9 protein-coding genes are annotated in these 15,048 nt (G+C 57.0%); 5 read left to right on the top strand and 4 right to left on the bottom strand.

Features of this window, described 5'->3' with window-relative positions; translation table 11 throughout:
• The first annotated feature begins 9 nt into the window (after window positions 1–9).
• Window positions 10–1,602 (top strand): ABC-F family ATPase, encoded by a 1,593-nt coding sequence (locus MKZ79_RS08205; RefSeq protein ID WP_336141144.1) that lies wholly within the window; start codon window positions 10–12, stop codon window positions 1,600–1,602.
• 142 nt (window positions 1,603–1,744) lie between these two features.
• Here the strand turns inward: MKZ79_RS08205 and MKZ79_RS08200 are convergent, their stop codons facing one another.
• The 4 genes from MKZ79_RS08200 to moeA all read right to left on the bottom strand — a co-directional run bounded on the left by MKZ79_RS08200 (window position 1,745) and on the right by moeA (window position 9,426).
• Window positions 1,745–5,137 carry an autotransporter family protein gene (locus MKZ79_RS08200; protein WP_336141143.1) on the bottom strand — a complete coding sequence of 1,131 codons (3,393 nt, stop codon included), beginning with the start codon at window positions 5,135–5,137 and terminating at the stop codon, window positions 1,745–1,747.
• Between the two features lie 643 nt (window positions 5,138–5,780).
• Window positions 5,781–7,322: a GGDEF domain-containing protein gene (locus tag MKZ79_RS08195; protein ID WP_336141141.1), complete on the bottom strand. Its 1,542-nt coding sequence runs from the start codon at window positions 7,320–7,322 to the stop codon at window positions 5,781–5,783.
• Window positions 7,323–7,429: 107 nt separating this feature from the next.
• Window positions 7,430–8,191: a molybdopterin-synthase adenylyltransferase MoeB gene (gene moeB, locus MKZ79_RS08190; RefSeq protein ID WP_336141139.1), complete on the bottom strand. Its 762-nt coding sequence runs from the start codon at window positions 8,189–8,191 to the stop codon at window positions 7,430–7,432.
• Complete coding sequence (gene moeA / locus MKZ79_RS08185; RefSeq protein WP_336141138.1) at window positions 8,191–9,426, bottom strand: molybdopterin molybdotransferase MoeA; 1,236 nt, start codon at window positions 9,424–9,426, stop codon at window positions 8,191–8,193. Before moeA ends, moeB begins: the two co-directional genes overlap by 1 nt.
• A gap of 253 nt (window positions 9,427–9,679) precedes the next feature.
• On the opposite strand from moeA, the gene MKZ79_RS08180 reads away from it, so the two are divergent.
• Genes MKZ79_RS08180 through gsiC form a run of 4 tightly spaced genes read left to right on the top strand, consistent with a single transcriptional unit; the run spans window position 9,680 to window position 15,048 of the window.
• Window positions 9,680–10,642, top strand: coding sequence for an isoaspartyl peptidase/L-asparaginase (locus MKZ79_RS08180; RefSeq protein ID WP_336141135.1), 963 nt, complete (start codon window positions 9,680–9,682; stop codon window positions 10,640–10,642).
• Window positions 10,643–10,651: 9 nt separating this feature from the next.
• Entirely contained in the window at window positions 10,652–12,505 is a 1,854-nt protein-coding gene (gene gsiA / locus MKZ79_RS08175) for a glutathione ABC transporter ATP-binding protein GsiA (RefSeq protein WP_336141133.1), read from the top strand.
• A gap of 35 nt (window positions 12,506–12,540) precedes the next feature.
• On the top strand, window positions 12,541–14,073 hold the full coding sequence (gene gsiB, locus MKZ79_RS08170) for a glutathione ABC transporter substrate-binding protein GsiB (protein ID WP_336141131.1): 1,533 nt from the start codon (window positions 12,541–12,543) through the stop codon (window positions 14,071–14,073).
• Window positions 14,074–14,127: 54 nt separating this feature from the next.
• A complete protein-coding gene (gsiC, locus tag MKZ79_RS08165) occupies window positions 14,128–15,048 on the top strand; it encodes a glutathione ABC transporter permease GsiC (RefSeq protein WP_336141129.1) in 921 nt (306 codons plus the stop codon).

Here is a 15,048-nt window from a genome sequence, read left to right as displayed (position 1 = left end):
GGCTATCCTGTGCTAGTTTCCAGCAACGTCACCATGCAGTTTGGCAGTAAGCCGCTGTTCGAAAATATTTCCGTCAAATTTGGCGGCGGCAACCGCTACGGCCTGATCGGCGCCAACGGTAGCGGCAAGTCCACCTTTATGAAAATCCTCGGCGGCGATCTGATGCCGACAGCGGGGAATGTTTCCCTTGATCCAAACGAACGCATCGGTAAGCTGCGCCAGGATCAGTTCGCCTTTGAGCAGTATTCCGTGCTGGATACGGTGATCATGGGTCACAGCGAGCTGTGGGAAGTGAAAGAAGAGCGCGACCGCATCTATGCGCTGCCAGAAATGAGCGAAGAGGATGGCTACAAAGTCGCCGATTTGGAAGAGAAGTATGGCGAGATGGACGGTTACACCGCCGAGTCCCGCGCTGGCGAACTGCTGCTGGGCGTAGGGATCCCGCTGGAGCAGCACTACGGCCCGATGAGCGAAGTAGCGCCAGGCTGGAAGCTGCGCGTGCTGCTGGCGCAGGCGCTGTTCTCGAACCCGGAAATTCTGCTGCTCGACGAACCAACCAACAACCTGGATATCGATACTATCCGCTGGCTGGAGCAGGTGCTGAACGAGCGTAACAGCACCATGATCATCATTTCGCACGACCGTCACTTCCTTAACATGGTCTGCACCCATATGGCCGATCTCGATTACGGCGAGCTGCGCGTTTATCCGGGCAACTACGACGAATACATGACGGCGGCGACTCAGGCGCGCGAGCGTCTGCTGGCCGATAACGCCAAGAAAAAGGCGCAGATCAACGAGCTGCAGTCCTTTGTCAGCCGCTTTAGTGCTAACGCCTCTAAATCGCGTCAGGCGACTTCTCGCGCCAAACAGATCGATAAAATCAAGCTGGACGAGGTAAAAGCCTCCAGCCGTCAGAACCCGTTTATCCGTTTTGAGCAGGATAAAAAGCTGTTCCGCAACGCGCTTGAACTTCAGTCTCTGACCAAAGGTTTCGATGGCGAACCGCTGTTTAAAAACGTCAACCTGCTGCTGGAAGTCGGCGAGAAGCTGGCGATTATCGGCCCGAACGGCATCGGTAAATCGACGCTGCTGAAAACGCTGGTAGGCGAACTGCAGTCGGACAACGGCACGGTTAAGTGGTCAGAGAATGCCCGTCTTGGCTACTACGCGCAGGATCACGCGCATGACTTCGCCAACGACCTGACGGTGTTCGACTGGATGAGCCAGTGGATGCAGGAAGGCGACGATGAGCAGGCGGTGCGCAGCATTCTGGGTCGTCTGCTGTTCAGCCAGGATGACATTAAAAAGCCGGCCAAAGTGCTTTCCGGTGGTGAAAAGGGCCGTATGCTGTTCGGCAAGCTGATGATGGAAAAGCCGAACGTGCTGATTATGGATGAGCCGACTAACCACCTGGATATGGAGTCAATCGAGGCGCTGAATATGGCGCTGGAGATGTATGAAGGCACGCTGATTTTCGTTTCTCACGACCGTGAATTCGTCAGCTCGCTGGCAACCCGCGTGATTGAAATGACGCCGGGCAAAATCCATGACTTTACCGGCAACTACGAAGACTACCTGCGCAGCAAAGGTATTGTCTGAGGAAACAGAAGGCAAAGCGCCCGCTTTGCCTTGCTATTATGCTGGCCCGGCAGAGAGCCGGGTCAGTTTAATATCGCCGTTTTGATCAAGGGTGGCCGGAATTAAACCCGCCCGTGGCGGTCGGCACTGTTTACAGGTCTTGTCAGAACTTATACTCCACGCCGACATTGCCGGTGTAGCCTTTCGAACCCGCGCCGAAGCTGTGCGAATATTTCACCTGAGCATAAGCGTTGACGCGCTGGTTCAGCTTGCCGCTGACGCCTGCGGTTGCCTGCCAGAAGTTACGACGCAAATCGGGTTTCAGTCCCTCGTTGTTCATCTCCACGCCCGGCATCCGACCAACAAACTGTACTACATCCGCCTGCAGCCAGGGTTTAAGCGCGGCGCCGCCGTAGGAAAGGCGTAATCCTTCGCGCATCCGGCCGGTGGTCAAATCCTGCGCCGTGAGCTTCACGCCGCCGGAGTTCAGTTCGCGGGTATTGAGATATTGCCCCATGGCCTGCAGCTGCGGCTCCAGCCAGAAGCTGCCGCCCAGCGCTACGGGCAGGCCCGCTTCCAGGGAAGCCACCACGCCGTTGCTGTTCATGGTGGCTTCGGTGAGGCTGGAGAATTTGTTGCGGTAGCGGGTCGCCTGGATAACGCCATCCAGGTAAGCGCCCTCATCGCTCCATGCAGTAAGGTAGCCGCCTAAGCCATAGGCATGAGTGACGTTTTTACCGACGTCCGCAGAAAGCTCTGGTCGGATGCTGCGCGCGTTATCCCGGTTGTTGCTGCGCTGATGGCCAAGCGTCAGCATCGGGCCGGCGCTGAGGTGCCAGCCAGTAGCCAACTCTGCCTGCAGCAGGTCGCCGCCCAGCTGAACAAAAGAGGTATTGACCTTAAAGCCAAAGCGTCCGGCGTCATGCTCGTCGCGACGGCTCTCGATTCTGCCCCAGGCAGCGCCGCTGTGGCGGGCGCTCTGTCGCTCGTGCCAGCTGCCGACGCTGTCAAAGCCGTACGAGGCGTTAAGGTAAGGTGCGATAAGGTAGCCGGCGGTTTCCGGGCGGTAAGCGAGCACGGGAGAAGAAATCGCGATATCCTCAGCCTGGGTTTCGGGCAGGATTTCAGCGGCAATCACGGTTGCGGCGGCGCTTTCCGTGGCCTTCACCGTTACGGTCACGGGGGTTGCCGCAGCCTGTTCAGTGGTTGAAACAGCCTGTGCGGTGGCAGTTGTGGCGAGCGCGGCGGTTTTGAAAGCCCGGCCCTTTTTCACCGGAGTCAGTGAAGACTGCAGATACCAGTCGTGGTCGCTGACCTTATTCAGCAGATACTGGTAGTTGCCGGCCACGATAGTGTTTCGCTGCACGAAAGAGGCGTCCTGCGTACTGCCGGTAACGCTGATGACCGGGATGCCGAGGCTGGTAAGCGCGCCCGTGCCGTCACGGTTGTTGACGGTGACGCCATAGCTGCCGGAGGCATCGCCTTTAACCAGCAGCCTGTCGGTAGCGGAATTATCGTCGCCGAGACGAGTGTTAAGGACAAACTCGCCGGAGCCGGTGAGATTACCTTTTACGGTAAGGGTGCTGAAGTCGGAAGGATGGCTGAAGATAACCGAGCCGCCGATTTGTTGCAGCGAGCCGACGTCGGAACTGCCGGTCAGCAGCCAGCGGCTGCTTTCATCCAGGGTCAGGCTGGTCAGGCTTCTGACGACGCCCTCGAGTTCGGAGCCGTTGCTCAACGTTAAATCAAGCGCGGCGTCTTCCGCGTAAACGGCATAGCCTGTTTCACTACGCAGACTACTGTTATAGAGCTTAACGACGTTGTTTTCCTGTTGCGCCAGCAGCCCAATGGAAATTCCATCAGAACCGGCGTGAGTCTCAATCTGGCTGTCGCTGATCTCTAAAGAGGCTGAACGGGTAACCATCGCCCGCGAAGCGTTGCCATAGCTGGTCAGCGTCAGGTTATCCGCGCTAATGGTCGCATTTCCTGAAGCAAACAACCCTGTGCTGCCGCTGCCCGTATTGGATAACGCTGCGTCAGAGAGAGTGACGGAAGAGCGGTTGGCCACTAAAGCAGCAGCTTTCTCTCCGGAGGTGGTGATTGTCAATCCTTCCGCGGTAAGCACGCCGTCAGAAGAAACGGCTATCCCGTTACTCTTTTCGCCGGAGGTAGAAATAGTCGTTTCACGGATATCCAGCATACTGGCGATATTCGTTACGCCATGAGAGGCATTACCGGAAGTGGTCAGTACCGAACCAGAGAGTTGGCCCACGCCTGAAGAAACCTGCAACCCGTGCGCGGTATCGCCTGCGGTCGTTACCGTGAGGTTTTCCAGCAGTAAACGATGATCTTTCGTTCCTATTACCCCAACGCTGTACTGCCCGGCTGTGTTGATTTCTGAGTCGGAGAGGGTAATGGTTCCGCCGTTATAAGCGACCACAGCATGGCTTTTTTCTCCTGAAGTCGCGATGCTCAGATTGCTGCCGGTGATACTGTAGCTGGTCGTCAGGCCGTAGCTGCTCATTCCGGAAGTAGTAATGACGCTGTCAGCAATCGTCGCCGTGCCATATTGCGCGTTAATGGCGTGCGCGTGCGCACCGTTAGTGGCAAAAATCGCGCCAGAGGCATCCAGCGTGGTAGGCCTGTCGGTTTTTCCGGAAAAAATAACGGCGTCCGCGTAATCGCCGGCTGTCTGAAAGCTTCCGCCACGAATCACCGCGTCAGCATTGAAATTAAGGTCGATAGCCTTGCCGAATGCCAGAGTAGTGTGGATATCAACGTTATTTAGCTGCATATCGCCATTCATGGCGCGAATACCGATAAACGCCGTATTAAGGCTACTGTCAGTCAGCGTTAGCGTACTTCGTCTTCCGCTACCGTTACCCACGTGAATGGCATCGTAATTTGTCGAGCCGCTATTAACGGTAACGTTAACGCCCGTCAGATCGCTGTTAACCAGGCTGATGCTTGTTATGCTGGTTTCGTAAGGCGTGTTGATCTCTACATTCTCCAGAACAGCACTGCTGTTATCGGAGAGTAAAATACCGGCATCCGCTTTATTAATGGATGAATCGGTAAGGCGGAGCGTACTTCTTTTTAGCGCGACAGCGCCTTTGCGTAAGCTATTCCAGAAAGTCGAGCCGCTGACGGCAACCTCAGCATCAGTGGCATAGATAGCGCGACCGTTGTTTGTCACCGCAAACAGACTGTCGGTAACGTTAATTTTACCGTTGCTCTCTGCAATAATCCCGTCTGCATCTTTTCCTGTAGCCACGATAGTGGCATCGTTAAGGCTTATAGCCGCCTCCTCTGTTATATAAGCGACAGCGGTGGCGGCGGCAACGCTGTTAAACGTCAACCGGTTATTGGTAATCAATTGACTGCCCGCGCCGGTAGCTACCAGAATTTTGTCGCCATATTCCGTTGAGGTATAACCTGAAGTAACCTGTAGGGTCGCGCCTTCAGTCGCTTTCCACGGCGAAGCCGCTACGCAACAGAACGGGAGTAATCCCAGCGTTAAAATACCGGGCAGGAAACGCTTTATTTCCTTAGTCATATTATATCCTTCTGAATATTACTAATAATAAAATTGACGGCCTGCCAGATATGAAAGAGGTTACAGAAAATGATTGAAATGCCAGTTTATAAAGCCACAGAAAACAGTGTAGCGAAGACTTTTCGCTATATTAAATAACCTGTTTCATCGGCAGTTTTATTCTGGCGCTTAAGTTAGCTTTGTTAAACTATTTTGTAAAGAATTCATTATGAAAACTTTAGGTATAATTAAGCGCTTTGTTAATATATTTCCTGTTTTTTTCATAAAACAAGGCAATATAAGAAGGTCAGCCGGCGAGTCGTCAGTTATTACAAAAAATATCGCGTTTATTCTGTAGGGGGAAAGCAGAATTCCAGGAATATTCTTTTATTTTTTTAAAATATACATAGACTGATTATATCTTGTTATATTGCTTATTTTCCTGAAAAGGTATTGAAGAGATTCAGGCGGGTTGCTGGTCGGACGTTAGGTTGAAAAAAGGGGAGTTAAAAAAGGTGGCGAGTAATTGACGACTGCGGGCCGAGGTTTTAGCCTCGCGGCTTTGTTTCTGGCTAAGCGGGGATTTTACCCGCAGGCGTTTAGCGGTCGATTCGGTTAGCCGCGCTGCCCTCTGGCTTACTGACATTTCTGCAGCTACAACGCCTCACCTGACCTCTGTGCGATTTCGTCCTTTTGTTTTTGCCGCGTAGAGGGCTTTGTCCGCCTGGCCGATAAGCGTCTGGCGATCTTCCGGCTGTTCGCTTTGCATGACATGCAGGCCTATGCTAATCGTCACCACTTTCGTCGCGCTTTCGCTGTTGCGATGCGGGATCGCCAGCGCGGCTACGGCCTCCCTGATTCGCTCGGCCAGCCGTCTGGCAACGTCCTGGTTGCAGTCGTACAGGATCACCGCGAACTCTTCGCCGCCATAGCGCGCAATCAGATCGTCGGTGCGATGCTCAATGCTTTGCAGCGCGTTGCCGACATACTTCAGACACTCATCGCCTGCCAGATGGCCATAGGTATCGTTAAACCGCTTAAAAGAATCCACATCGATCATCAGCAACGCCAGCGAAGAACGCAGCTTGTGGGCGCGCTCGAGGCTGCGATCCAGATAGAGATCGAACTGGCGGCGGTTGGCGAGCCCGGTGAGGCTGTCAACCAGCGCCAGCGTTTGCAGCGTGCGATTCATCGCCGTCAGCCTGTCGCGCGCCAGCGCCAGCTCTTTCTGATCGCGGATAGTATGGGCGATATTGCGCATCAGCAGCCAGCCCAGCGCGGCGATCACCAGCAGCAGCAGCGCGCATAACGTCAGGTAAACCACCAGTTCCGTAAGCCAGTCCTGCACCAGCTGCTGCTTGTCGTAGCCGACGGTGACCACCAGCGGATAGCGTTTCAGGCTGGCGTAACCAAACAGGCGCTCGACGCCGTCCAGTGCGGCTTTGTAGTTGGCCGTGCCGTTGGAGGAGGATTTTAATAAATGGGTAAACAGCGGACTGTAGGCGATATTGCGGTTCAGCAGCCTTTCGGAAAAAGGACGGACGTAAAGGATGTCGCCGGTATGGGTCATCAGCGCCAGCAGGCCTTTGTCGCCCAGATTGTAGTAACCAAAAATTTGCCGGAAATAGTCAACGCGTAGCGTCGCCAGCAGCACGCCGCGAAAAGAGCCATCGCGGTTATTAAGCCGCATCGACAGCGGAATAATCAGCTCGCCGGTAGAGCGGCTGCGGATCACCTCATCTATATGCAGGCTAAGATCGTCGTGCTGCTGGTGATATTTAAAATAGGCGCGATCGGCGTTGTTATTATGCTGGCTCAACATGCTCTGCGAAGCCAGCACCCAGTTGCCGGCGCTGTCATAGACAAACAGCCCGTGCAGCTGCGGCAGCGAGGCTTTTCTTTCCATTAATAACGTGCGCAGGTAGTTTTGCCGCTCGGCGTCAAGGCCGACCAGCGTAATACGATCGCGCAGATCCTGCAGCGTCAGTTCGACAGGTAGCAGCGTATCTTCAGATTGTCGTGACAGCGACTGGGATAAATTATGGGCGTCGTTCTGCGTTTCGTTCACAATACGCTGCCAGATACTGTAAACCACCCAGCCGTTTACCAGCACGACTGCACAGCCTATCACCAGCAAAAAGAGAATCAGCAGGCGACGCAGGCTTTGCATGCTGACATCAGGTTGCGGATGATGCTCCTCGCTCATGAAATTCTCCCTGGCGCGAAATTCGCTGTGATCTAACTATAGCGGCAGCCAGAAGAATAGGTTGTTTTTACGGCCAAATTGGCGGGGAACGGACGCGCTGTAGCAAATCAGGCGGGACGATCGCTGCAAACTTCACAATGCGGATCTCGGGCGAGCTTAAGCGTGCGGAATTGCAGCGTCATCGCATCGTACATCAGCAGTTTTCCCGCCACGCGCTCGCCATAGTTCGCCAGCAGGCGAATCGCCTCCATCGCCTGCAGCGAACCCGTCACCCCAACCAGCGGCGCCATGACGCCAGCCTCCACGCAGCTGAGCGCCGCGTCGCCAAAGAGTCGGCTAAGGCAGCGATAGCAGGGTTCCGTTTCCTGCCAGGTGAAAACGCTGAGCTGGCTTTCCATACGGATGGCCGCGCCGGATACCAGCGGCGTTTTGCTGGCGAAACAGAGCCGGTTCAGCTGCTCGCGGGTGGCGACATTATCGGTGCAGTCCAGCACGACGTCATGCCGCGCGATCAGCTCGGCCAGCTCCGCATCGTCAAGCTGGCGATCGATCGTCTCCACACTGATATGCGGATTGATCTCACTGAGCTGCTGGCGGGCGGATTCCACTTTCGGCAGGCCAATTTGCGCGTCGCGATGCAGGATCTGCCGCTGCAAATTGGAAACGGAAACCGTATCGAAATCGAGCAGCGTTAGCTGACCCACGCCGGCGGAGGCGAGATAAGGGCTGGCGGCGCAGCCCAGACCACCCAACCCGACAATCAGCGCTTTCGCCGCCTTTAGCTTCTCCTGACCGTCGAAATCGAAGCCGCGCAGCACAATCTGGCGGTTGTAGCGCAGCATCTCTTCATCGCTAAGCTCCGGCTGCATTATCCCTCCAGCAGGCTGTTAAAGGGTTCGACTTCGACCCACTCGCCAGCCTGGACGTTGCCGCGTTCGCGCTCCAGCACGATAAAGCAGTTTGCCTGGCTGAACGAGCTGAAAACGTGCGAGCCCTGTGGCCCGGTGCTGCTGACTTCCAGCTCGCCCTGAGCGTTACGCGTCAGCCTGCCGCGTTGAAAATCGAGCCTGCCCGGCGTTTTCTTCAGGCTACTGGCGCTTTTCACCCGCTGGCGCGGCGGCAGCGCGGGCGCCGTCAGGCCGCTGAGTTTCGCCAGCAGCGGCTGTACCAGCTGATAAAAGGTCAGCACGGCGGAAACGGGGTTGCCCGGCAGGCCGCAGAACCAGCTATTTTGCAGACGGCCAAAGGCGAAGGGTTTGCCCGGCTTGATCGCCAGTTTCCAGAAACCGACTTTGCCCAGCTCTTCCAGCATCGCTTTGGTGTAGTCTGCTTCGCCCACCGATACGCCGCCGCTGCTGATAACCACATCGGCCCGGCTGTCTGCTTCGATAAAGGCGGCGCGCAGCGCGGGCTGGTTGTCGCGAACGATGCCCAGATCGATGACTTCGCAACCCAGCTTTTCCAGCATCAAACGCACCGCGAAGCGGTTGGTGTCATAAATCTGTCCGGCGGCCAGCGGCTTGCCGACCGGCTGTAGCTCATCGCCGGTGGAGAAAACCGCCACGCGCAGCCGACGCTTGACGGTGACGTCCGCCACGCCCAGCGAGGCCAACAGCGGCAGTTCCGCCGCGCCCAGACGAATGCCGGCAGCCAGCACGCTGGCGCCGCGAGCAATATCCTCGCCGGCCAGGCGAATGTTTTGTCCGGCGTTCGCACCGGAGAGAAAACGCACTTTATCTTCCGTCAGCTCAGTTTCTTCCTGCATCACAACGGCCTCGGCGCCTGGCGGAACCGGCGCACCGGTCATAATGCGGATGCAGCTGCCGGCAGGCCAGTCGCCGCTGAAAGGCGATCCGGCAAAGGCTTTCCCGGCAATAGCCAGAGGTCTCTCCATCGCCAGATCGGCCAGGCGAACGGCGTAGCCATCCATCGCGGAGTTGGCGAAAGGCGGAACGTCGATGGGGGAAATAACAGCAGCAGCCGTAATCCGGCCTGTGGCCGCCGTCAGCGGCAGCGTTTCCGTTTCGGCAACCGGCGTAACGCGATCCAGCATGGTGGAGAGCGCATCGTCAAGGGAGATAAGTCCCGCAGTAAAAGCTTCCATAACTTCCTCAGCGTATCCGGCAGCGCGGACAGGCATAGACTTCAGATAGCCATTATTATGGCGTGATTTATCGGTACGGTCACGAAAAGCCGCCGTCAGGTTATAAACCATAAGCTTTCGTTATTACCGCTCCCCCCACTTTCCGCTTTACATCACTTTACAGCCTGCCTATAGTCAAAAACGGCAACAGGTCGGCAAAACTATTCTAACACAGTGTTTTTATTGCCAATTTGGCGGGCAGGGTAAGGGAATTATGAGCAGAGCAGCGATTGTCATTCACGGTGGCGCTGGCGCAATCGCCCGCGCCAGCATGAGCGCGGAAAAAGAGCGGCTTTATATCGAGGCGCTTTCGGCCATCGTAGCCAGCGGCCAGGCTATCCTGGCTCAAAACGGCAGCGCGCTGGATGCGGTAACGGAAGCCGTGCGGCTACTGGAAGAGTGCCCGTTGTTCAATGCGGGTAAAGGCGCGGTATTTACTCACCAGGGCACGCACGAGCTCGACGCCTGCGTAATGGACGGGCGCTTGCTGGACGCAGGCGCGGTGGCGGGCGTGAAGCAGGTACGTAATCCGGTGCTGGCGGCGCGGGCCGTCCTGGAGAAAAGTCCGCACGTGATGCTGATCGGCGAGGGCGCGGAAAAGTTTGCCGTTGAGCAAGGACTGACGCCGGTGTCGCCCGATTTCTTCTCTACATCTGAACGTTGGCAACAGCTCCAGCGGGCGCTGGCGACGCAGCAAACGCTGCTGGATCACGACGGCGCGGCGCAAACCCCGGACGATCCGCTCGATCCCGATCGTAAATTCGGCACCGTGGGCGCGGTGGCTCTCGATCGCCAGGGTAATCTTGCCGCCGCTACCTCAACCGGCGGCATGACCAACAAACAGGCCGGTCGCGTAGGCGATTCGCCCATTGTGGGCGCAGGCTGCTATGCCAATAACGCCAACGTGGCGGTTTCCTGTACCGGCAGCGGCGAGGTATTTATGCGCACGCTGGCGGCTTATGATATCGCGGCGCTGATGGAGTATGGCGGCCTGTCGCTGAAGCAGGCCAGCGAGCGCGTAGTAATGGAAAAAATTAAAGTGTTGGGCGGCAGCGGCGGCGTGATAGCGATAGATCGCGAAGGCAATATCGCGCTGCCTTTCAACAGCGAAGGCATGTACCGGGGTTTTGGCTACGTAGGCGAAGCGCCGAACGTAGGAATCTATCGCGAAGAATAGGGAGAGAGGATGACCAGTGGATCCGATCTGCCCGACGGGCAGGTTCTGTCGGTCAGTAATCTGAGCGTCAGCTTCGCGCAGGAAGGCGAAACCGTGCGCGCGGTGAAGAATCTGTCGCTGGAGGTTGGGCGCGGCGAAACGCTGGCTATCGTGGGCGAATCCGGCTCGGGCAAATCCGTCACCTCGCTGGCGCTGATGCGGCTGGTGGAGCAGGGCGGCGGGCGTATTGACAGCGGCGAAATTTTACTCAGGCGCCGCAATGGCGAAGTGGTCGATCTCGCCCGTTCGTCGCAACACGCGCTGCGCCGCGTGCGCGGCGCGGATATGGCGATGATTTTTCAGGAACCGATGACCTCGCTGAATCCGGTGTTTTCCGTCGGCGACCAGATAGCGGAATCCATTATTCTGCATCAGGGAAAAAGCCGTCGCGAGGCGCTGAAGGAAGCGGAGCGTATGCTGGATCTGGTACGCATTCCCGAAGCCAAAAACGTGCTGGGGCGCTTTCCGCATCAGCTTTCCGGCGGCATGCGCCAGCGGGTGATGATCGCGATGGCGCTCTCCTGCCGTCCGGCGCTGCTGATCGCCGATGAGCCTACCACGGCGCTGGACGTCACTATTCAGGCGCAAATCCTCCAGCTGATCCGCGTCCTGCAAAAAGAGATGCAGATGGGGGTGATTTTTATCACCCACGATATGGGCGTAGTGGCGGAAATGGCCGATCGCGTCCAGGTCATGTATCGCGGCGAGGTCGTGGAAACCGGCCCGGTTGAAGCCATTTTTCAGAACCCGCAGCAGGATTACACCAAAGCGCTACTGGCCGCGGTACCGAAGCTGGGCGCGATGCACGGCAAGCCTTTTCCGGCGCGTTTTCCGTTGATAAATTCCGCCGATGCGCAGGAAGAAGAGAGCCAAAACACGGTGAAGGCCGATGCGCCGCCGGTGCTGCAGGTGCGCGATTTGGTGACGCGTTTCGATATTCGCAGCGGCATCCTTAATCGCGTTACGCGCCGCGTACATGCGGTAGAAAAGGTCAGTTTCGATTTGTATGCGGGCGAAACTCTGGCGCTGGTGGGCGAGTCGGGCTGCGGCAAATCCACGACCGGTCGTTCGCTGCTGCGGCTGGTGGCCAGCCAGAGCGGCACTATTACCTTCAACGGTCAGCGTATCGATAACCTTACCGGCGCGGCGCTTTCCCATCTGCGGCGCGATATCCAGTTTATTTTTCAGGATCCCTACGCCTCGCTCGATCCGCGTCTGACGGTTGGCTTCTCGATTATGGAGCCGCTGCTGGTTCACGGCGTGGCGAAAGGCAAAGAAGCGGAGGCGAGAGTAGCCTGGCTGCTTGAGCGCGTTGGCCTGCTGCCTGAACACGCGCGCCGCTATCCGCATGAGTTTTCCGGCGGCCAGCGGCAGCGGATCTGCATTGCGCGAGCGCTGGCGCTTAACCCTAAGGTGGTGATCGCCGATGAATCCGTTTCCGCGCTCGACGTATCCGTACAGGCGCAGATCGTCAATCTGATGATGGATCTGCAGCGGGAATTCGGTATCGCCTTTCTGTTTATTTCTCACGATATGGCGGTGGTGGAACGGATCAGCCATCGCGTGGCGGTGATGTATCTGGGGCAGATCGTTGAAATCGGTTCGCGTCAGGCGGTGTTCGAAAACCCGCAGCATCCCTACACGCGCAAGCTGATGTCCGCCGTGCCCGTTGCTAATCCGCACCATCGTCGCCGCGAGCGGGCGCTGCTGGTGGATGAGATACCCAGCCCGATTCGGCCCGTCGGCGATGAGCCGGAAGTGGCGCCGTTAGTGGAAGTGGGCGCAGGACACTACGTTGCGCGTCATGTCGTCGGCAGCGTCTGAAAAGGCCAGATAATAAAATCACAGGAGAAACAAGCATGATGATTCAACGCAAGCTGCTGGTGGCTGCCGGGATCCTGAGCAGCCTGGCGGCACTGCCGGCCTGGGCGGCGAAGGACGCGGTCATTGCCGTAGGTTCTAACTTCACCACGCTCGATCCCTACGACGCTAACGACACGCTGTCGCAGGCGGTTGCCAAATCCTTCTACCAGGGCCTGTTCGGCTTCGATAAAGAGATGAAGCGGGTTAATGTGCTGGCAGAGAGCTTTGATGCCAGCAAGGATGGCCTGACCTACACCATCAAACTGCGTAGCGGCGTCAAGTTTCAGGACGGCACGGACTTTAACGCCGAAGCGGTAAAGGTAAATCTGGATCGCGCCAGCAATCCCGATAATCATCTGAAACGCTACAACCTGTTTAAATCCGTGGCGACCACTGAAGTTATCGATCCCACCACGGTAAAAATTACGCTGAAAGAGCCGTTCTCGGCGTTTATCAACACGCTCGCCAGTCCGGCGGCGGCGATGATCTCGCCGACGGCGCTGAAAAAATATGGCAAAGAGATCGGCTTCCATCCGGTGGGCACTGGCCCATACGAGCTGGAGACGTGGAATCAGACCGACTTTGTGAAGGTAAAAAAATTCGCGGGATACTGGAAACAGGGCTATCCGAAGCTGGACAGCATTACCTGGCGTCCGGTGGTGGATAACAACACCCGCGCAGCGATGCTGCAAACCGGCGAGGCGAACCTCGCGTTCCCGATTCCTTACGAGCAGGCGAAACTGCTGGAGAAAAACAGCAAGCTGGATCTGGTCGCCTCGCCGTCGATTATGCAGCGCTATATCAGTTTCAACGTCACCCAAAAGCCGTTTGATAACCCGAAAGTGCGTGAAGCCGTTAACTACGCCATCAATCGTCAGGCGCTGGTGAAGGTCGCGTTTGCCGGCTACGCGGAACCGGCTACCGGCATTGTGCCGCCATCCATCCAGTATGCGCAGAGCTACCCGGCGCCGGAGTACAATCCGGCGAAAGCGCGCGAGCTGCTGAAGGAAGCGGGCTATCCAAACGGCTTCAGCACCACGCTGTGGTCTTCCCACAATCACTCCACGGCGCAGAAAGTATTGCAGTTCACGCAGCAGCAGCTGGCGCAGGTCGGCATCAAGGTTAAAGTCACGGCGATGGACGCTGGCCAGCGCGCGGCCCAGGTGGAGGATAAAGGCCAGAAAGAGAGCGGCGTAAGAATGTTTTATACCGGCTGGAGCGCCTCGACGGGGGAAGCCAACTGGGCCTTAACGCCGCTTTTCGCTACGCAGTCCTGGCCGCCGACCATTTTTAACACCGCGTTCTACAGCAATCCTCAGGTGGATAAAGATTTAGCCGACGCGCTACGAACCACCGACGATGCAAAGAAAGCTTCCCTGTATAAAGACGCGCAGGATCGTATCTGGAACGACCGTCCGTGGGCGCCGCTGGTGGTGGAAAAGCTGGTGTCGGCCAACAGTAAAAACCTGACGGGCTTTTATGTGATGCCGGATACCTCTTTCAACTTTGACGAGGCCGACCTGAAGTAGCCGCCACGGCGGCATCGGTAGATGCCGGCGCCGCCGTAAAGCGCAGGGAAAAGTATGCTTAATTATTTTATTAAACGTCTGCTGGGACTGATCCCCACGCTGCTCATTGTGGCGGTGCTGGTGTTTCTGTTCGTGCATATGCTGCCGGGCGATCCGGCCAGGCTGGTGGCCGGGCCGGAAGCGGACGCGACCGTGGTGGCGCTGGTACGTCAGCAGCTTGGCCTGGATCAGCCGCTAATTCAGCAGTTCTGGCACTTTATCAGCCACGCGTTGCGGGGCGATTTCGGTCAGTCAATGGTTTCCCGCCGACCCGTTTCCATGGAAATTGCCCAGCGCTTTCTGCCGACTTTATGGCTGACGCTGAGCAGCATGGTCTGGTCGGTGATTTTTGGCATGGCGATCGGTATCGTCTCTGCCGTCTGGCGCAACCGCTGGCCGGATCGTATCGGCATGACGCTGGCGGTTTCCGGCATCTCTTTTCCCGCCTTTGCGCTCGGCATGTTGCTGATGCAGATTTTTTCCGTCGAGCTGGGCTGGCTGCCTACCGTTGGCGCGGACGGCTGGCGCAACTATATTCTGCCTTCAATAACCCTGGGCGCGGCCGTCGCCGCCGTTATGGCGCGCTTTACCCGCGCCTCTTTCGTCGAGGTGATGCAGGAAGACTATATGCGTACCGCGCGGGCGAAAGGCGTGCGTGAAACGCTGGTGGTGATTAAACACGGTTTGCGCAACGCCATGATCCCGGTGGTCACCATGATGGGGCTGCAGTTCGGCTTTCTGCTGGGCGGCTCGATAGTGGTGGAAGTGGTCTTTAACTGGCCTGGCCTGGGGCGCCTGCTGGTGGATTCGGTAGAGATGCGCGATTACCCGGTGGTACAGGCGGAAGTGCTGCTGTTTTCCCTGGAATTTATTCTTATCAACCTGGTTGTCGATATGCTTTACGCGGCGATAAACCCGGCGATTCGCTACAAATAA

This window comes from Erwinia sp. CGal63 (assembly GCF_037026505.1).
Lineage (GTDB): Bacteria > Pseudomonadota > Gammaproteobacteria > Enterobacterales > Enterobacteriaceae > Erwinia.
The sequence above is the reverse complement of the archived record's forward strand: the minus strand, read 5'-3'. Positions and strand labels throughout refer to the sequence as shown.

What these genes read in the sequence shown, in the direction of transcription:
- MKZ79_RS08200 (WP_336141143.1), bottom strand. Translation starts at nt 5,137, where the DNA reads ATGACTAAGGAAATAAAGCGTTTCCTGCCCGGTATTTTAACGCTGGGA.
- gsiB (WP_336141131.1), top strand. Translation starts at nt 12,541, where the DNA reads ATGATGATTCAACGCAAGCTGCTGGTGGCTGCCGGGATCCTGAGCAGC.
- MKZ79_RS08195 (WP_336141141.1), bottom strand. Translation starts at nt 7,322, where the DNA reads ATGAGCGAGGAGCATCATCCGCAACCTGATGTCAGCATGCAAAGCCTG.
- gsiA (WP_336141133.1), top strand. Translation starts at nt 10,652, where the DNA reads ATGACCAGTGGATCCGATCTGCCCGACGGGCAGGTTCTGTCGGTCAGT.
- MKZ79_RS08180 (WP_336141135.1), top strand. Translation starts at nt 9,680, where the DNA reads ATGAGCAGAGCAGCGATTGTCATTCACGGTGGCGCTGGCGCAATCGCC.
- moeA (WP_336141138.1), bottom strand. Translation starts at nt 9,426, where the DNA reads ATGGAAGCTTTTACTGCGGGACTTATCTCCCTTGACGATGCGCTCTCC.
- moeB (WP_336141139.1), bottom strand. Translation starts at nt 8,191, where the DNA reads ATGCAGCCGGAGCTTAGCGATGAAGAGATGCTGCGCTACAACCGCCAG.
- gsiC (WP_336141129.1), top strand. Translation starts at nt 14,128, where the DNA reads ATGCTTAATTATTTTATTAAACGTCTGCTGGGACTGATCCCCACGCTG.